Source organism: Pseudomonas sp. S44 (assembly GCF_016624805.1).
Lineage (GTDB): Bacteria > Pseudomonadota > Gammaproteobacteria > Pseudomonadales > Pseudomonadaceae > Aquipseudomonas > Aquipseudomonas machongensis.
This window is the reverse complement of record NZ_JACVTY010000021.1, coordinates 1-15,868: the sequence shown is the minus strand read 5'-3', so window position 1 is coordinate 15,868 and position 15,868 is coordinate 1. Positions and strand designations below refer to the sequence as shown.

Annotated in this window: 21 protein-coding genes; 20 read left to right on the top strand and 1 reads right to left on the bottom strand. The window is 66.8% G+C overall.

Going from position 1 to position 15,868, the window contains the following annotated elements:
• Positions 1–68: 68 nt before the first annotated feature.
• The 7 genes from IAE40_RS16395 to IAE40_RS16365 all read left to right on the top strand — a co-directional run bounded on the left by IAE40_RS16395 (position 69) and on the right by IAE40_RS16365 (position 5,884).
• The gene (locus IAE40_RS16395; RefSeq protein ID WP_172964786.1) at positions 69–233 is read left to right on the top strand and encodes a hypothetical protein; all 165 of its coding nucleotides are present in this window, start codon (positions 69–71) and stop codon (positions 231–233) included.
• Between the two features lie 111 nt (positions 234–344).
• Positions 345–1,274 carry a SctD/MshK family protein gene (locus IAE40_RS16390; protein WP_200603545.1) on the top strand — a complete coding sequence of 310 codons (930 nt, stop codon included), beginning with the start codon at positions 345–347 and terminating at the stop codon, positions 1,272–1,274.
• An 8-nt stretch (positions 1,275–1,282) separates the two neighbouring features.
• Positions 1,283–1,645, top strand: a complete 363-nt coding sequence (locus tag IAE40_RS16385; RefSeq protein ID WP_054892879.1) for a hypothetical protein — start codon at positions 1,283–1,285, stop codon at positions 1,643–1,645.
• Positions 1,645–1,980, top strand: a complete 336-nt coding sequence (locus IAE40_RS16380; RefSeq protein WP_371105658.1) for a tetratricopeptide repeat protein — start codon at positions 1,645–1,647, stop codon at positions 1,978–1,980. Before IAE40_RS16385 ends, IAE40_RS16380 begins: the two co-directional genes overlap by 1 nt.
• A complete protein-coding gene (sctV, locus tag IAE40_RS16375; RefSeq protein ID WP_200603544.1) occupies positions 1,977–4,118 on the top strand; it encodes a type III secretion system export apparatus subunit SctV in 2,142 nt (713 codons plus the stop codon). Before IAE40_RS16380 ends, sctV begins: the two co-directional genes overlap by 4 nt.
• Positions 4,119–4,177: 59 nt before the next feature.
• The gene (locus IAE40_RS16370) at positions 4,178–5,437 is read left to right on the top strand and encodes a type II and III secretion system protein family protein (RefSeq protein ID WP_370671064.1); all 1,260 of its coding nucleotides are present in this window, start codon (positions 4,178–4,180) and stop codon (positions 5,435–5,437) included.
• 30 nt (positions 5,438–5,467) lie between these two features.
• Positions 5,468–5,884 (top strand): hypothetical protein, encoded by a 417-nt coding sequence (locus tag IAE40_RS16365; protein WP_063546675.1) that lies wholly within the window; start codon positions 5,468–5,470, stop codon positions 5,882–5,884.
• A 20-nt stretch (positions 5,885–5,904) separates the two neighbouring features.
• On the opposite strand, the gene IAE40_RS16360 is transcribed toward IAE40_RS16365, so the two are convergent.
• Entirely contained in the window at positions 5,905–6,690 is a 786-nt protein-coding gene (locus IAE40_RS16360; protein ID WP_197893075.1) for a tetratricopeptide repeat protein, read from the bottom strand.
• A 112-nt stretch (positions 6,691–6,802) separates the two neighbouring features.
• Between IAE40_RS16360 and IAE40_RS16355 the strand changes: the two genes are divergently transcribed.
• From IAE40_RS16355 to IAE40_RS16295, 13 genes are all read left to right on the top strand, one after another.
• Positions 6,803–7,381 carry a type III secretion protein gene (locus tag IAE40_RS16355; RefSeq protein WP_178117570.1) on the top strand — a complete coding sequence of 193 codons (579 nt, stop codon included), beginning with the start codon at positions 6,803–6,805 and terminating at the stop codon, positions 7,379–7,381.
• Positions 7,382–7,403: 22 nt separating this feature from the next.
• Positions 7,404–7,619 carry a hypothetical protein gene (locus IAE40_RS16350; RefSeq protein WP_054892873.1) on the top strand — a complete coding sequence of 72 codons (216 nt, stop codon included), beginning with the start codon at positions 7,404–7,406 and terminating at the stop codon, positions 7,617–7,619.
• 93 nt (positions 7,620–7,712) lie between these two features.
• Entirely contained in the window at positions 7,713–8,060 is a 348-nt protein-coding gene (locus IAE40_RS16345) for a hypothetical protein (protein WP_442797965.1), read from the top strand.
• A gap of 4 nt (positions 8,061–8,064) precedes the next feature.
• Complete coding sequence (gene sctJ / locus IAE40_RS16340) at positions 8,065–8,847, top strand: type III secretion system inner membrane ring lipoprotein SctJ (protein WP_200603542.1); 783 nt, start codon at positions 8,065–8,067, stop codon at positions 8,845–8,847.
• Positions 8,844–9,470: a type III secretion protein gene (locus IAE40_RS16335; protein WP_200603541.1), complete on the top strand. Its 627-nt coding sequence runs from the start codon at positions 8,844–8,846 to the stop codon at positions 9,468–9,470. The genes sctJ and IAE40_RS16335 overlap by 4 nt, the downstream gene beginning before the upstream one ends.
• Complete coding sequence (locus tag IAE40_RS16330) at positions 9,467–10,057, top strand: FliH/SctL family protein (protein ID WP_054892869.1); 591 nt, start codon at positions 9,467–9,469, stop codon at positions 10,055–10,057. The genes IAE40_RS16335 and IAE40_RS16330 overlap by 4 nt, the downstream gene beginning before the upstream one ends.
• Positions 10,054–11,376 (top strand): FliI/YscN family ATPase, encoded by a 1,323-nt coding sequence (locus tag IAE40_RS16325; protein WP_200603540.1) that lies wholly within the window; start codon positions 10,054–10,056, stop codon positions 11,374–11,376. The genes IAE40_RS16330 and IAE40_RS16325 overlap by 4 nt, the downstream gene beginning before the upstream one ends.
• Positions 11,377–11,389: 13 nt before the next feature.
• On the top strand, positions 11,390–11,863 hold the full coding sequence (locus IAE40_RS16320; protein ID WP_063543622.1) for a YscO family type III secretion system apparatus protein: 474 nt from the start codon (positions 11,390–11,392) through the stop codon (positions 11,861–11,863).
• Positions 11,860–12,888: a FliM/FliN family flagellar motor switch protein gene (locus IAE40_RS16315; protein WP_200603539.1), complete on the top strand. Its 1,029-nt coding sequence runs from the start codon at positions 11,860–11,862 to the stop codon at positions 12,886–12,888. Before IAE40_RS16320 ends, IAE40_RS16315 begins: the two co-directional genes overlap by 4 nt.
• Positions 12,885–13,541: a type III secretion system export apparatus subunit SctR gene (sctR, locus tag IAE40_RS16310; protein WP_063543624.1), complete on the top strand. Its 657-nt coding sequence runs from the start codon at positions 12,885–12,887 to the stop codon at positions 13,539–13,541. Before IAE40_RS16315 ends, sctR begins: the two co-directional genes overlap by 4 nt.
• A gap of 4 nt (positions 13,542–13,545) precedes the next feature.
• The gene (locus IAE40_RS16305; protein ID WP_054892864.1) at positions 13,546–13,815 is read left to right on the top strand and encodes an EscS/YscS/HrcS family type III secretion system export apparatus protein; all 270 of its coding nucleotides are present in this window, start codon (positions 13,546–13,548) and stop codon (positions 13,813–13,815) included.
• 6 nt (positions 13,816–13,821) lie between these two features.
• A complete protein-coding gene (sctT, locus tag IAE40_RS16300) occupies positions 13,822–14,640 on the top strand; it encodes a type III secretion system export apparatus subunit SctT (protein WP_054892863.1) in 819 nt (272 codons plus the stop codon).
• A complete protein-coding gene (locus IAE40_RS16295) occupies positions 14,633–15,679 on the top strand; it encodes an EscU/YscU/HrcU family type III secretion system export apparatus switch protein (protein WP_200603538.1) in 1,047 nt (348 codons plus the stop codon). Before sctT ends, IAE40_RS16295 begins: the two co-directional genes overlap by 8 nt.
• The last annotated feature ends 189 nt before the right edge of the window (positions 15,680–15,868 follow it).

Sequence of the window (15,868 nt, the reverse complement as noted above, 5' to 3'; positions counted from 1 at the left end):
GTCTTGCACGGACTTCTACCCGCCTCAAAGCGGCTTCTTACGAATCCCTATCCTGAAGGAGTATCACCATGAGCAACGTACCTCCAGCAAGCAGCGGTGGCGGCGCAGATGCAGCAATCGCCAAGATGGAAGCCACTTTCAACATGGCTATCGAGAAGTCGGCCCAGATCACCGAGCTGACCACTGCCAAGAAGGCTGAGCTCGACGCCACCAAACAGCGTCCGCAGAACTGACGTTGTGCCTTGCGGGCGGGGGTTGCTCCGCCCGCATGTCTTGCAACGACGCATTTTTCGGCAAGGGTCTGAATGGCCGTTGCCCGTGGTATTCACGGTGGTGCCCCGCCCATGACAGCCCTTACCGCTCTGGCCGCCGTCACCGGTGGCGCGACAGCCTCCAAGCCGGTACTCAGCGTCACCCAGGGTCTGCACCAGGGTGGCCGGATCAGTCTGGACGGCACCCAGTACACCTTCGGCAGCACACCTGATGCCGACTTCATTCTCAATGACCCGGGCGTCGAGCCCCGCCATCTGGTATTGCGCCTGGCAGACGGCAAGGTCGCAGTCGAGGCCGTGGGCGGCGAAGTGCGGGTCGAAGACCAGCAGGGGCGGGCGATCATCGTTCCGCTCGGCAGCGGTTATCGCGCTCAGTTGCCGCTGCGTATCGCCTTGGGCGAGGCGCAGTTGAGCCTGGAGCACGAACAGCCCGCGCGCGCCGCTGCCGCAATCGCACAGCCCCAGCACGCCTCGGCATTCACCCGCACCCACGTCGCGCTGGCGCTGGGCCTGATGCTGATCTGCGCCTTCGCCTACGCCATGCGTGGCGAGCCACCCAAGCCCCTGGCCGCCAGCGTGACCCCCGTACCGCGCGCGCCGCAGCTGCCTTCGCTGGCGCAGGCCCATCAATGGCTGGGGCAGCAGTTGCTGGCCAACGGCCTGGAAGGCGTACGGCTCAGCGAAGCAGGCGGGCAACTGGTGGCCGAGGGGCGCCTGGACCTGACGCAGAAGGCGCGCTGGCTCGCCGTACGCCAGGACTACGACCAGCGCTACGGCCAGCAGGTGATGCTGCACAGCACGGTCACCGCCCAGGCCGATGTCGCCCGTCCACGGGTGCGCTTCCAGGCGGTGTGGTTCGGCAACAACCCCTATGTGATCAGCGAAAGCGGCAAGCGCCTCTATCCCGGCGCGGCCTTGGCCGACGGCTGGATGCTGGAACGTATCGACAGCGACCAGGTGATCCTGGCCAGGGGTGAAGAACGCTTCACCCTGACCTTATAGGACCGAGCATGAGGATCGAGCCGCGGCCATTGTTGCCGTCTTCCACCGAAAAGACCGCCTCCGTTGAGGCCGTACGCCCGCTGCAGGCGCGCCCCAACGCCCGCTTCGATGCGCTGCTGGGCAAGCGGGAAGTGGCTGGCCGCCGTTCGCTGCGCGCAGAGCTCGAGCAAGCCTGTGCCGGCGAGGAGATCAACCCGGACCTGTTCAGCGGCACCCGTGCGCTGGACCTGCTGCAGTACCTGCTGGACGAAGTCATGCCTTCGCTGGATGCCGAACCGGAGATCCGCGAGCTGGCCGAAGACCTGCTTCGTGAAGAGATCCACCTGCGCCAGTCCCTGGAGCAGCAACGCGCCGAGGTGCAGGAACCATGATGTCCCGCGAACGACACGACAGCATCGAACTGCTCAAGGGCCTGGGCGACCTCTACCGCCGCAGCGGTCAGCCCCAGCGCGCGCTGGTGATGCTGTTGATCGCCGCGCAGATGGCCCCCCAGGACGGCACGCTGCTGCGCTACCTGGCCATGGCTTTCACCGACAGCGGCAACGCCAGTCGCGCCCTGAACGCACTCGACCGCCTCACCGAGCAGGAAGGCGAGTCACCCGGCCTGTTGCTGCTGCGCAGCCATGCGCTGTGGCGCGGTGGGCGCAAGGACGAGGCGCGCCAGTGCTTCAAGCGCTACCTCAGTGCACGCAGGGCCGCCCGATGAGCCCGCTCGATCGCCTCAACGGCCTGGCGCGTGCGGCGTCCCAGCGCACCGACGTGATCATCGTGTCGTTCATGCTGATGGCCATCGCGATGATGATCATCCCGCTGCCGACCTACCTGGTCGACGGCCTGATCGGCCTGAACATCGCACTGAGCATGCTGATCCTGATCGTCGCCTTCTATATCAACCACTCGGTGGAGTTCTCGGCGCTGCCGCCGCTGATCCTGCTGAGCACCCTGTTCCGCCTGTCGCTGTCGATCACCACCACGCGGCTGATCCTGCTGCACGGCGATGCCGGCCATATCGTCCAGGCGTTCGGTGACTTCGTCATTGCAGGCCAGGTGGTGGTCGGCCTGGTGGTGTTCCTGATCATCACCGTGGCGCAGTTCGTGGTCATCACCAAAGGTGCCGAGCGGGTTGCCGAGGTGGCCGCGCGCTTCACCCTCGATGCCATGCCCGGCAAGCAGATGAGCATCGACAACGACCTGCGCAACGGCGACATCGACCAGGCCGAAGCTCGTCGCCGTCGTTCGCGCCTGGAGCGTGAAAGCCAGATGTTCGGCGCCATGGACGGTGCGATGAAGTTCGTCAAGGGCGACGCCATCGCCGGCCTGGTGATCCTCGCGGTGAACCTGCTGGGCGGCATGCTGATCGGCATGGTCGAGCGCGACATGCCGTTCGGCACCGCCGTGCACACCTATTCGCTGCTGACCGTCGGTGATGGCCTGATCGCACAGATTCCGGCGCTGCTGATTTCGGTGGCGGCCGGCACCGTGGTCACCCGCGTCAACAGCGACGGCGCCAGCGGTGACCTGGGGACGGAGATCATTCGCCAGTTGGGCGCCAGCCACCGTGCCTTGTTCCTCACGGCATTGATCCTGCTGGGCATCGGCCTGCTGCCGGGCTTCCCGGCGGCGGTGTTCTTCGTGCTTGCCGCAGTGCTGGCTGGCTCGGCGTTCTACCTCAAGCGTCGCCAGGCGGCCGAGCAGGCTGAGCCGGTGCAGGCACAGGAGGCCGAGGATGAACCCCAGGTGCCAGCGGTGGAGGCCAGCGTGTCGGCGAGCAAGCCGCTCAACTGTCGCATCCTCCTGGTCATGGGGCCGGGCCTTGCGGCCAGTGCGCCGGAGCAGCCGTTGCGCCAGCGCTTCGAGGCGCTGTGCCACGAGATCCGTGGCGAGCTCGGCATCGATGTGCCCCTGGCCGCCGTGCATGTGGACGCGAAGAGCGCCGCCCAGCGCTTCGTCATCGAACTTGAAGGCGTGCCGGTGAGCGAAGGTGAACTGCCCGCCGATTGCCTGCTGCTCAGGGACGACCCGGTCAATGTGCAGTTGCTCGACATCCCGATGATCGAAGCCGACTCGCCCCTGGCTGCGCGCAGCGCCCACTGGATCGCTCGTGAGTACCAGGAGCGTCTGGAACAGGCGGGCATCGGCTTCATGCTCCCCGAGGAAGTGCTACGGGCGACGGTCGAGCGCACCCTGCGCCGCTACGCGGCAGATTTTCTCGGCATCCAGGAGACCCGTGCGCTGCTGGAAAGCATCGAGGGCAGCTATGGCGAACTGATCAAGGAAGTGCTGCGCAACCTGTCGTTGCAGCGCATGGCCGAAGCCCTGCGCTACCTGGTTGCAGAGGGGGTGTCGATCCGCAACCAGCGCGCCTTGCTTGAGGCCATGGTCGACTGGGGTGGACGCGATGCCGACGCCGCGCACCTGGCCGAGCACCTGCGCGCCGCCCTGGCCCGACAGATCAGCCACCAATATGCCGACCGCAACCGGGTGATCAGCGCCCTGGTGCTGGCGCCGGCTTTGGAGCAGCAGTTGCGCACGGGCATGCGCCGTCAGGACGGTGGCCGCGAGGCGATTCCCGAGCAGGTCAGCCGCGCCTTGATGCTGCAACTGCGCCAGGCCTGCGAGCGCCTGCCCGAAGACCGCACCAGCGTGCTGCTGGTGCACCCGGAACTGCGCCGCCACCTGCGCCGCCTGGTGCTGCGTGGCGACATGGAGCTGGCCGTGCTGTCGTTCCGCGAGCTGGCCGGTGAATACAACCTGCAGGCCGTGGGCACCCTCGAACTTGGCGACACCTCTCAACGCCGCTCCACCAGCGGCGCTTCGGTCACTTCTCTGGCGAGTGCTTCATGATCGGTTCATCACGCATCGGCGCTGTGTTTCATTACCGTTTGTGGCTGGGTCTGGCCGGCATGCTGCTGTCGTTGCTGGCCTGCGCCGACGAGATCGCAGTGGGCAGCCACGGTCGCCTCGACCTGGCATCGGGCGAGGGCAGGGTGCTGCATTTCAAGGCGCCGGTGGCCTCGGTGCTGGTTGCCGAGCCGGGCATCGCCGACCTGCAAGTGGTGTCCGACGGGGTGATCTACGTGTTCGGCAAGGCGCCGGGGCAGACCAGCCTGATCGCCCTGGACGATGCGGGCAAGCAATTGGCGGCCTTGAACCTGTCGGTGAACAACGCGACCCAGAGCGTCAGCCGTCCGCTGCAAGACCTGCATCCGGCCAGTGGTGCGCAGGTCAGCGCGGTGGGTAACCAGCTGGTGGCCAAGGGCTTGGTCAGGGATGTCGGCGAAGCCAGTGACCTCAATGCATTGCTCGACAACCAGAGCCCGGTACCAGCGGTCAACGCCGCGACCTATGCCGGTTCTGCCCAGGTCAACATCCGTGTGCGCTTTGCCGAAGTCTCGCGTTCCGAGCTGCTGCGCTACGGGGTGAGCTGGAACGCACTGTTCAACAACGGCACCTTTTCCTTTGGCTTGATCACCGGTGGTCGCCTCGCCGCCGACGCCGCCAGCGGTGCATCGAATGTCATCAGCGCCGGCCTCAGCTCGGGCAACGTCAACATCGACTCGATGCTTGAAGCCCTGCAGAGCAATGGCGTGCTGCAGATCCTCGCCGAGCCGAACATCACCGCCATGACCGGGCAGACCGCAAGCTTCCTGGCGGGCGGCGAGATCCCCGTGCCGGTGCCGGTCAACCGTGACCTGGTGGGCATCGAGTACAAGCCTTTCGGTGTCTCGCTGCTGTTCAGCCCGACGCTGCTGCCCAACGGCCATATCGCCTTGCAGGTGCGGCCCGAGGTCAGCAGCCTGATGGGCTCGGACACCACCGACGTCAACGGTTACCGGGTGCCGTCGTTCCGCGTGCGACGCGCCGATACCCGGGTCGAGGTCGGCAGCGGCCAGACCTTCGCCATTGCCGGCCTGTTCCAGCGCGAAAGCAGCCAGGACATGGACAAGGTGCCGATGCTCGGCGACATGCCGATCCTGGGCAACCTGTTCCGCTCCAAGCGTTTCCAGCGCAACGAGACTGAACTGGTGATCCTGATCACCCCGTACCTGGTGCAGCCGACCCGCGAGCGCGACCTGGCCACGCCCCTCGATGCCCTGCCGGGCCCTGCGACCGCTTCGGCGGGGCCACGCAGTGGCGGCAAGTTCGGCTTCTACATGAACTGACCGGGAGCGACCATGAAATCGATCTTTTCCATGTCGATGATCAGCGCCCCCGCCGGGCGCTGCTGGCTGTTGCCATTGGCACTGCTGGCTGGCTGCCAGACACACCTGGAGCCGGTCTCCTACTCACCTGATTTTCAGCACAAGACACTGGCCAATGGCAGCACCGAGATCCTGCCGGTGGAATGCCTGAAACCGGCGAGCAAGGATGACTTCGGCCTGGACGAGGACTTCGTGCCACTGCTGCCGCCAGGCTGCGCCAACAACCTCACGCTGATGCGCATGGTCGAGCAGCCGGACGACCTGGCTCAGGGGCGGCCGACCGGGCCGACCATGGCGGCGCCCGTGGGGCGTGCCGCACAGGTCTACATCGAGGGTTACGATCGCGCCGAGCTGCGTCGACGCCAGGATGAGCAGCAAGCGCGCGCCGATCGCCAGGAGAAGCAATGAAACGCGCGCATGTGCAGGTGCTAGCGACCGTCCACCAGGCCCAGCTCGCGGGCCTGGGCCTGGGCATCCGGGATCGCCTTGATGCGCCGGGCTTCGTTCAGCAGCGTCTGGCGTTCGCTGGCGGAGAGATCGTCCAGGGGCAGGCCGGCGACATCCTGCTCGCGGCCGGCCAGTACGGTGACCAGCAGTTCGTTGCGCTGGTGCCGGGGCAGGGCACGCGGCGACTGGCCGACCACGCGCACGGTGTCCAGGGCCCGTTGCGCCTGACCGCCGAGGGCGTAGGCCAGGGCCAGGTTGCAGCGGGTATCGAGGTTGTCCGGTGCCAGCGCCAACCCCTTGCTGAAGGCCCCTTGGGCGGCCGCTGCCTGGCCGCGCAGGATCTGCGCAATGCCCAGGCGGTTCCAGGCATCGGCGCTGTTGCCACGCTCGGCCGCCTGGGTCAGGGACGTGACCGCACGCTCCAGCTTGCCCTGGCGCAGTTGGGCGCTGCCCAGCCCCAGCAGGGCGTCGAGGTTGTCCGGCTGCAGTTCAAGTGCCTGCTGGTAGGCTCGCTCGGCCGCGCGCGCGTCGCCTGCGGCCAGCGTGGTGTCGCCCAGCTTCTGCCAGGCTTCGGGATGGAGCCCAGGTTGCTGCGCGGCATTCTGGTAGAGCGCAGCGGCCGAGGCGGCATCGCCGCGCTGCTGCAGATCGCCGGCCAGGTGCATCAGGCGGTCGTAGCCATCATCGCTACGGTTCGGCTGGCTGGTACAGGCGCCGAGCAAGGTGCTGGCGATCAGAAGCAGGGTGGACGGCAAACGCTTGGGCATGGGCAGGACTCGAGCGGACGACTGAGTGGCCATTCTAGCGACTTGATGTGTGATTTCGACTGCGCTTCATACGATTTCACAGCTGTGAGCCGCGCCAGGGAGGTAATCGCCCATGCGTAACCTGCTCTGGCTCACCACCCTGCTGCTGGTTCTGCTGTCGTTGCCGGTGCGCAGCGACGAGGGCAAGGACGAGCCCGACTGGTTCGCCCAACCCTACGCCTATGCCCTGGTCGACCAGGACCTGCGCGGCGCGCTGAGCGAGTTCGGGCAGAACCTGGAGCTGGTCGTGGTGGTGTCCGACAAGGTCCGCGGCAAGGCCCGCAGCCCGTTGCGCAGCAGCACTGCCGGCGACTTCCTCACCCAGCTGTGCGACAGCAACGCGCTGGGTTGGTACTACGACGGCAACGTGCTCTACATCAACAGCAACGATGAAGTGGCCACGCGCCTGTTCCGTCGCCAGCCCGGGTTGGACCTGGAGCAGTTGCGCGACTACCTGCAAAGCCTCGATGTGTACGGCCGCCAGTTGTCGCTGCGCCCTGGCGCCGAGCGCGACGAACTGCTGGTTTCCGGACCGCCCGCCTACCTGAGCATGATCCAGCAGCACCTCGACAACCGACCCCAGCCCGTCGCGACGTCCGCAGCCTCCCGGAGTATCCGGGTGTTCCGCGGCGCCAGCGTCAGCGATCACTGAAAAACCACCCAGGAGAAGCCCCATGGCCGTTACCCCGATCGATACCCCCGGCAGCACCCCGAGCAGCGCCGAAGCGCGCTTCGATGCGGCGCTCGACAAGTCCCAGGACGCCTCCGACGATCCAAGCTTCCAGGAGGCGCTGGTGAACCAGGCCGTGCTGATCGGCGGGCAGTTCATCATCATGCCCAAGGCCCAGGAAATGCTGAACGAAGCCCAGTCTTCGGACGACGACGAGTAAGCGGCCATGACAGCCAGTCTCGCGACCACGGCGGCACTGCCGCCGTCAGGAGGACAAGGGGGGCTCGGTGCCTCCCAGAACCTCTTCGAAAACATGGCCAACAGTGCCAAGGGCATGCCTGAAGGTGCCAGCCCTCACCAGATCGGTGAAAGCCTGATGCAGCGCCTGGACGGCTTCATCGACCGCTCGCGCACCTTCAGCGCTCGGGCCGAGTCACTCAGTCACGGCAGCCCGGCGATGCCATCGTCGACCCCGGCCGCAGTCCCGTCGCCGTTCGTGGCCACCGGCGCCGAGGGCGCGCCCAAGGTCGGTGATACCCAGGTCGCGAACATCGTCCAGTCGCTTGGGCGGATGTTCGACTACTCCATCGAAACCCAGATGGTGGTACGTGGCGCGACCCAGGTTTCCGGCTCCGCCAACACCCTGCTCAAAGGACAATGAATCGATGACCCGTCGTTGGCGAGCCCTGCGTGTGCTGATCGTCGTCGCCCTGGCCAGTCTGTTGCAGGCCTGTGACATGGACTTGTACAGCAACCTCAGCGAGCGCGAGGCCAATGCCATGCTCGCGGTGTTGCTGCGCGACGGCATCCCGGCCTCGCGCAAGATCCAGGACAACGGCCAGATGAAGATCGTGGTGGACGAGCGTCGCTTTGCCGACGCCATAGCCCGTCTCGACGAGGCCGGGCTGCCGGGGCAGTCGTTCTCCAATCTGGGCGAAGTGTTCAAGAGCAACGGCCTGGTGTCCTCGCCGGTGCAGGAACGTGCGCAGATGGTCTACGCCCTGAGCGAAGAGCTGTCGCACAGCGTCTCGCAGATCGACGGCATCGTGTCGGCGCGGGTGCATGTGGTGCTGCCGGACAACGACTTGCTCAAGCGGGTGATTTCCCCGTCGTCGGCCTCGGTGCTGGTGCGCTATGACGCCAACACCGACATCAATCCGCTGATTCCGCAGATCAAGACACTGGTCGCCAACGGCATTTCCGGGCTCAGCTATGACGGTGTGTCGGTGACCGCGATCAAGGCCGCAGCCCCCAGGAGCGAAGACGAGGGGCAGCCCCGCCTGGTCAGCGTGATGGGCATCTGGATGCTCGAACAAGATGCGTCCCGCGCGCGTCTGCTGCTCGGTGGCAGCCTGCTGGTGGTGCTGGCCCTGGCCGGGCTGTTGGGCTGGCGGCACTGGCAGCAGCGTCGTGGCCGTGCGCTGTACAGCCTGTCGGAGGCGCCATGAGCCTGATGCCCCAATGGCAGGCCCTGCTGGGGCAGCCTCTGGCCTTTGTCGACCGGCGCCACCTGCGGCGCTGTTTCGCCGAGAACGTCGCCGGTGCGCAGATCCAGGCATTGATCGAGTCGCCGCGTTTCCAGGCGCGCCTGCAGGCGCTGATGCTGGCGCACTTCCAGTTGCAGCCGCTGGACCAGGTGGCGCAACCGACCGAGCAGGACCTGCCGGTATTGCTGCTGGCGCCGCAGGATTTCGCCCGTTTGCCGCGCCTGTGCGGGGCCATCTGGCATGGTGCGACCTTGGGCCGGGAAATCCGTCGCGAGGTGGTCGAGCACCTGCGCCAGGGGCTTGGGCATGAGGTCTTCGGCCTGGCCATTGCCCACCGCCAGTGGGGCGGGGCAATGGACCTGTTGCGCCAGCCTGACGATCTGCTGGCCGCCATCGACCACGACGGTGCGCGCTGCGTGCAGGCCTGGTTCGACGAGCAGCCCGCCGACCTGCGCGATTGGCTGCTACTGCGCCTGCCGCTGCCTGTGGCGGAAGGTTCGGCATCGTTGGCCGACCCTGGCATCGTGCGTCGGGTCGCCGCCTTGCTGATGCCGTTGTCCGAGAACCGGGAGAGCGTGCAATGAGTCAGCTGCCCAGCCGTCCGGCGTCGCGCATCCTGCGTGCCGCCGAGGTCCAGGCCTGGACCGATGGACGCGATTACCTGCAGGCCGCCCGCGATGAGGCCGAACGTATCCGGGAAGACAGCGCACGCTGGCTGGAGCAGGCCCGTGCCGACGGTTTCGAGCTCGGCCGTGCCAAGGGCGCCGAGGCGGTCAGCGAGTTGCTGGCCGACACTGCCGCCAAGGTCGAGGCCTATCTGGCAGGGTTGGAAAACAGCCTGGCTGACCTGGCCCTGGGCATCGCCCGCGAAGTGCTGGAGAGCTTGGGTGACGCCGAGCGTATCGTGCTGTGCACGCGCAAGGCGCTGGTTGCGTTTCGCCAGGACCAGGCGCTGACGCTGTTCGTGCCGCGCCTGGAAGTGGAGGCCGTGCGCCGACGCATGCACGGCGAAACGGATGGCCTGGCGGCGATTGCCGTGGAGTCCGATGATCAATTGCAGCCGGGCCAGGCCCGTCTGAGCAGCCCGGTCGGTTCGGTGGAACTGGGGCTGGACGCCCAGTTGCAGGCGCTGCGCCGCAGCCTGTTGCCGTTCGCCGAGGTGACACCGTGAGCCTGCAAGCGTTGTTGCCGCGCCTGCACGCGCGCCTGGGCGATGCCCGGCCACGGCCGATGAAGGGCACCATTCGCAGCATTCGTGGTGTGCTGTTGCGCGCTAGCGTCGCCGGCGTGCGCATCGGCGAGCTGTGCCGCCTGCACGACCCCTCCAGTGGTCGCGCCCTGGCGGCAGAGGTCATCGGTTTCGATGGCGACGAGGCGATCCTCTCGCCGATCGGCTCGCTCGAAGGCTTGTCGACCCGCACCGAAATCACCGCTACCGGCGAGGCGCTGGGGGTGAGTGTGGGTGATGGCCAGTTGGGGCGGGTCATCAGCCCCATGGGCGATTACCTCGACGGTGATCGCCAGCCGCCGCTGGGGCCGATGCGCCGCTATCCGCTGCAGGCCGAGCCCCCCGAACCCTTCGCCCGGCAAGTGATCGTCGATCCGCTGTCGGTGGGGGTTCGCGCCATCGACGGGCTGCTGACCCTGGGCCGCGGCCAGCGCATGGGCCTGTTCGGCGAGCCGGGGGTGGGCAAGTCGTCGCTGCTCGCCAGCATGGTGCGCAACACCGATGCCGACGTGGTGGTGATCGGCCTGATCGGCGAGCGTGGCCGCGAGGTGCGCGAGTTGCTCGACGTGCAGCTCGACGCCCAGGCCCGCGCGCGCACCGTGGCGGTGGTCGCCACTTCCGATCGCCCGGCCGCCGAGCGTGCCCGCGCCGCCTACGTGGCAACGGTGCTGGCCGAGTATCACCGCGACCAGGGCCGCAACGTACTGCTGCTGATGGACAGCCTGACCCGCTTTGCCCGCGCCCAGCGCGAGATCGGCCTGGCGGTGGGCGAACCGCCGACCCGCCGCGGTTACCCGCCGTCGTTCTTCTCGGCCCTGCCGCGCCTGCTGGAGCGTGCCGGCCCCGCAGCACGGGGCAGCATCACCGCGCTGTACACGGTGCTCACCGAAGGTGACGCCGCGACCGATCCGGTGGCCGAGGAGGCGCGCTCGATTCTCGACGGCCATGTGGTGCTCAGCGCCGAGCTGGCCCAGCGCAACCATTTTCCCGCCATCGATGTGCTGCGCAGCCGCAGCCGCCTGATGGAGCAGGTCGCCAGCCCTGAGCAACGCCAGCTGGCCATGCGCATGCGCGAGCTGATGGCGCGGCGCAACGATATCGAAATGCTGATCCGCATCGGTGAATACGCCGCCGGCAGCGACCCAATCGCGGACGAAGCGATCGCCCGCCACGCCGCTATCGAAGCTTTTCTGCGCCAGTCGGCGGCGGAGCCGAGCGGCGCCCGACAAACCCTGGAACACATGCGCAAGGTGCTGGCATGAGAGAGGAGCGCCCATGAAAAGTCATGAATTGAAAAGCCTGCAGACCCTGCGCCAATTGCGTGAACAACGGGCGTCCGCACAACTGGCCGCGCAGCGCCAGCTCTGCCGCGAAACCCATGCTGCCCTCGACGATGCCCGCCAGCGGCTGTGCCTGGCGCGGGAAACCTCCGCGCTCGAGGCGGAAAAACTCTACGGTCGCTTCAGCGAGGGGCTGTCGGTCAAGGCCTGGCTCGCTGCGCAGGTGCACCTGTCGGAGCTGGAGGACGAACAGGAGACGCTGCTGGGCAACCTGGACGAGGCCCACGACTACCACCAGCAGCAGGAGCAGACCCAGGAGAGCCTGCGTCAGGCCCATGTCGCTCGTCAGCGCCAGGCCGATGCCTGGGACTCCCTGGTCGAAGACCACGCCTTGGGCGAGCGCCGTATCGGGGAAGCGCAGGATGAGGGCGAAGACCTGTTTGCCCCCTTGCTGGATCTCACGCCTTGACCCTCCAGACCACCGAGGTGCCCGCCGACGCGCTGGCCTTCGAGCATAGCCTGGAGCGCCTTGACCCGCAGTGGCAGGCCCTGCACCAGCGCCTGCATCGGCCGCGCCAGCCCTGGCAGGGGCAGTTGGGCGGGGCGCCGCTGAGTGTCGCCTGGGCGTCGAGTGGTGCGGCGATGGATGAACCCCAGCTTGAGTTGTGGTTGTCGCTGGGCGACTCGCCCGTGCAACTGCACGTGCCAGCCCGTGCCCTCGACCTGCTCGGCTTGCCCGAGGGGCTGTTATTGCCGAGCCTGCCCGCGGCGCTGTTGCTGGAGCAGGCGCTGCTGACGCTGATCGCGCCGCTGGAGCACCTGTTCTCACAGCCGATCCACGTGCTCGATCGCGCGCTCACGCAGTGCGTCGAATTGGCGCCACTGAGCCTTGGCCTGGAGGTACGCCTGGGTGACAGCGCGCTGGCGGTGCAATTGCGCTGCGATGCCGCGACCTGGGCCGAGATTGCCGTGTTGCTGGAGCAGCATGCCGCGCCCATGCCCCACGACCTCGGTGGCCTGGCGTTGACGCTGGGCGTCGACGGCGGCGAGGCCTGGCTCAGCCTGGTCGAGTTGCGCAGCCTGCTGCCGGGCGATGTGGTCATGCTCGATCCCTGGCCGGACGATCATCTGCGCCTGCACCTGGACGACCAGTGGCAAGCCCGTGTGCAGCGCGACGGACAACGCCTGCAGCTAATCGAACCCCCTATCACCGCGCTTGCCTTGAAGGAGCGACACATGAGCGAACAGGGCACCGGGCCGAGCCTGGACAGCAGCCTTGACGAGCTGCAACTGAAACTGGTCTGCCAGGTCGGCAGCGTCGAGTTGAGCCTCGCGCAACTGCGCGAGCTGGGCGTGGGCAGCGTGCTGGAGCTGGCGCCGCGCATGCACGAAGGCGTCGACCTGATGATCAACGGCCGCCGCGTCGGCCAGGGCCAACTGGTGAAGATCGGCGACGGCCTGGGCGTGCGCCTGCTGAGCTTTGCCGCATCATGAGTGGCTACCAGCCAAACCTGATCGAGATCATCCTGGTCGTCGCCTCCATCGGCTTGATTCCGCTGGCGGTGGTGACCCTGACCGGGTTCCTGAAGATCTCCGTGGTGCTGTTTCTGATCCGCAACGCCCTGGGTGTGCAGCAGACGCCGCCGAACCTGGTGCTCTATGGCATCGCCCTGATCCTGTCGGTGTACGTCACCACGCCGGTGATCGGCGACATGTACCGCGCGGCGCAGAGTCATGGCCTGCAACTGGAGAACGCCGAGCAGTTGAAGGAGTTGGGCGAGGCGATCAGGCCGCCGTTGCAGGCGCACCTGTCGCGCTTCGCCAACGAGAGCGAGCGTGGCTTCTTCGTCCAGGCCACGCAGAACGTGTGGTCCGAAGAGGCCCGCGCCGAGCTGCGTGACGATGACCTGGTGGTGCTTATACCGGCGTTCGTCAGCTCCGAGCTGACGCGGGCGTTCGAGATCGGATTCCTGCTGTACATCCCGTTCCTGGTGGTCGACCTGCTGGTGTCCAACGTGCTGATGGCGATGGGCATGTCGATGGTCTCGCCGACCTTGATATCGATACCGCTGAAGCTGTTCCTCTTCGTTGCGCTGAGCGGCTGGTCGCGCTTGATGCATGGTCTGATTCTGAGCTACGGGAGCTGAGCCGATGGGCCAGGACGTGTTCCTTTCGTTGATGAAGCAGGCGCTGATGACGGTGTTGCTGCTGTCGGCGCCAGCGTTGGGGGTGGCGATCATCGTCGGCCTGAGCGTTGGCCTGTTGCAGGCGCTGACGCAGATCCAGGACCAGACCCTGCCGCAGGTGGTCAAGCTGGTGGCGGTGCTGCTGCTGATCGTCTTCGTCGGCCCGCTGCTGGCCGGGCAGGTGATGGGGCTGGGCAACCAGGTGCTGGACAACTTCGCGCTGTGGACGCGCTGACCGGGCATGGACGCAGGTTTCGTCAATGCCTTCCTGGAGATCGCCTACCCGGTGATCAGTTCGGCCGCGCTCTCCACTGCCCGCGCCATGGGGGTGGTGGTGATCACCCCGGCCTTCAACCGTCTGGGCCTGACCGGGATGATCCGCACCTGCGCCGCCGTGGCGATCTCGGTGCCGATGTTCCTGCCGGTGTTCTCGGCCTTCACCGCTACCCCCGAGCTTGGCGGGTTCTGGCTGGCGGGCTTGTTGATCAAGGAGTTCCTGGTCGGATTGGTGGTCGGTTTGTTGTTCGGCATCCCGTTCTGGGCCGCGGAAGTGGCGGGGGAGCTGATCGACCTGCAGCGTGGCTCGACCATGGCGCAACTGGTGGATCCGCTGTCGTCGGGTGAATCCGGGGTGATGGCGACCTTGCTCACGGTGATGCTGATCGCGCTGTACTTCATGTCGGGTGGCTTCATCCTCATGGTCGATGGCTACCTGCACAGTTACCAGTTATGGCCGGTGACCCAGTTCACGCCGTTGTTCGCCGGTTCTGCGCTGACGGCGGTGCTGTCGATCCTCGACCAGGTGATGCGCATCGGGGTGCTGATGGTGTCGCCGTTGCTGATTTCGTTGCTGATCACCGACCTGATGCTGGCCTACCTCTCGCGCATGGCGCCGAGCCTGCACATCTTCGACCTGTCGCTGCCGGTGAAGAACCTGTTCTTCACCATTCTGATGGTGGTCTACATCGGCTTCCTGGTACCGCTGATGCTCGATCAGCTTGCGGAGTTCCGCGGTACGGTCGGGGTGCTGCAGAGCCTGGTGGAGGGGGGTAATGGCTGACACCAGCGAAGAGAAGTCGCAGCCGGCAACGGACAAGAAACTCAAGGACGCACGCAAGAAGGGGCAGGTCGCCAAGAGCCAGGACCTGGTGTCGGGGGTGGTGATCCTGCTCTGCACCCTGTGCATCGCCATCCTGGCGCCACGGGCCAAGGCCCAGGTCACGGCGCTGGTGGATCTGACCGCGCAGATCTACATCGAACCCTTCGCCACGGTGTGGCCGCGCCTGCTCGATACGGCCGAGCAACTGGTGATCGGCATCACCCTGCCGGTGATGGCGGTGACGGTGACGGCGGTGGTGCTGACCAACCTGGTGACCATGCGCGGGGTGGTGTTCTCGGTCGAACCGCTCAAGCCGGATTTCAAACGCATCAACCCGGCCGAGGGTTTCAAGCGCATCTTCGCCATGCGCAACGTGGTGGAGTTCCTCAAGGGCCTGGTCAAGGTGCACTTGCTGGGGCTGGCGTTCTATGTGGTCGGGCGCCATGCGCTGCAGGCGCTGATGGAGTCGTCGCGGTGCGGGCCTGAGTGCCTGCAGTCGACCTTCCTGCTGGTGCTCAAGCCGCTGGTGTTCACGGTGCTGGCGGCGTTTCTGGTGCTGGGGGCGGCGGATGTGCTGATGCAGCGCTGGCTGTTCGGCCGCGACATGCGCATGACCCGCAGCGAGCAGAAGCGCGAGCGCAAGGATATCGATGGCGATCCGTTGATCAAGCGCGAGCTGCGCCGCCAGCGCCAGGAAATGCAGGCCATGGCGACCAAGCTGGGGTTGGGCCGGGCGTCGTTGATGGTGGGTGTGGCCGGTGGCTGGGTGGTGGGTTTGCGCTATGTGCGCGGGGAGACGCCGGTGCCGGTGGTGGTGTGCCAGGCCGAGCCTGAGGAGAGCGCGCGGATGCTTGGCGAAGCTGCGCAACTGGGAATCGCCCATGCCATGGATGCCCGCCTGGCGGCCGAGCTTGCCCGGCGCACCGTGGCGGGGGATCCGGTGCCGGACAGCACCTTCCAGGCGGTAGCGGATCTGCTGGTGGCTGCGCGGTTGATCTAAGCCCCGGCAGAGATCGCTCGGCTCTTGTCACCGCGAACACCGGAGCCGCCGAGGCCATGCCACCCTGTGGGAGCGGGCTTGCCCGCGAAAGGAACACCGCGATGCATGGCACCGGCTATGCCGATGTTCGCGGGCAAGCCCGCTCCTACAGAGGCAGTGTGGCCCTTGTGGGGCGGGGGACCCCCGCGG

Coding starts and splice junctions, on each gene's coding strand:
- IAE40_RS16395 (WP_172964786.1), top strand. CDS start 69: ATGAGCAACGTACCTCCAGCAAGCAGCGGTGGCGGCGCAGATGCAGCA.
- IAE40_RS16390 (WP_200603545.1), top strand. CDS start 345: ATGACAGCCCTTACCGCTCTGGCCGCCGTCACCGGTGGCGCGACAGCC.
- IAE40_RS16385 (WP_054892879.1), top strand. CDS start 1,283: ATGAGGATCGAGCCGCGGCCATTGTTGCCGTCTTCCACCGAAAAGACC.
- IAE40_RS16380 (WP_371105658.1), top strand. CDS start 1,645: ATGTCCCGCGAACGACACGACAGCATCGAACTGCTCAAGGGCCTGGGC.
- sctV (WP_200603544.1), top strand. CDS start 1,977: ATGAGCCCGCTCGATCGCCTCAACGGCCTGGCGCGTGCGGCGTCCCAG.
- IAE40_RS16370 (WP_370671064.1), top strand. CDS start 4,178: ATGCTGCTGTCGTTGCTGGCCTGCGCCGACGAGATCGCAGTGGGCAGC.
- IAE40_RS16365 (WP_063546675.1), top strand. CDS start 5,468: ATGTCGATGATCAGCGCCCCCGCCGGGCGCTGCTGGCTGTTGCCATTG.
- IAE40_RS16360 (WP_197893075.1), bottom strand. CDS start 6,690: ATGCCCAAGCGTTTGCCGTCCACCCTGCTTCTGATCGCCAGCACCTTG.
- IAE40_RS16355 (WP_178117570.1), top strand. CDS start 6,803: ATGCGTAACCTGCTCTGGCTCACCACCCTGCTGCTGGTTCTGCTGTCG.
- IAE40_RS16350 (WP_054892873.1), top strand. CDS start 7,404: ATGGCCGTTACCCCGATCGATACCCCCGGCAGCACCCCGAGCAGCGCC.
- IAE40_RS16345 (WP_442797965.1), top strand. CDS start 7,713: ATGGCCAACAGTGCCAAGGGCATGCCTGAAGGTGCCAGCCCTCACCAG.
- sctJ (WP_200603542.1), top strand. CDS start 8,065: ATGACCCGTCGTTGGCGAGCCCTGCGTGTGCTGATCGTCGTCGCCCTG.
- IAE40_RS16335 (WP_200603541.1), top strand. CDS start 8,844: ATGAGCCTGATGCCCCAATGGCAGGCCCTGCTGGGGCAGCCTCTGGCC.
- IAE40_RS16330 (WP_054892869.1), top strand. CDS start 9,467: ATGAGTCAGCTGCCCAGCCGTCCGGCGTCGCGCATCCTGCGTGCCGCC.
- IAE40_RS16320 (WP_063543622.1), top strand. CDS start 11,390: ATGAAAAGTCATGAATTGAAAAGCCTGCAGACCCTGCGCCAATTGCGT.
- sctR (WP_063543624.1), top strand. CDS start 12,885: ATGAGTGGCTACCAGCCAAACCTGATCGAGATCATCCTGGTCGTCGCC.
- IAE40_RS16305 (WP_054892864.1), top strand. CDS start 13,546: ATGGGCCAGGACGTGTTCCTTTCGTTGATGAAGCAGGCGCTGATGACG.
- sctT (WP_054892863.1), top strand. CDS start 13,822: ATGGACGCAGGTTTCGTCAATGCCTTCCTGGAGATCGCCTACCCGGTG.
- IAE40_RS16295 (WP_200603538.1), top strand. CDS start 14,633: ATGGCTGACACCAGCGAAGAGAAGTCGCAGCCGGCAACGGACAAGAAA.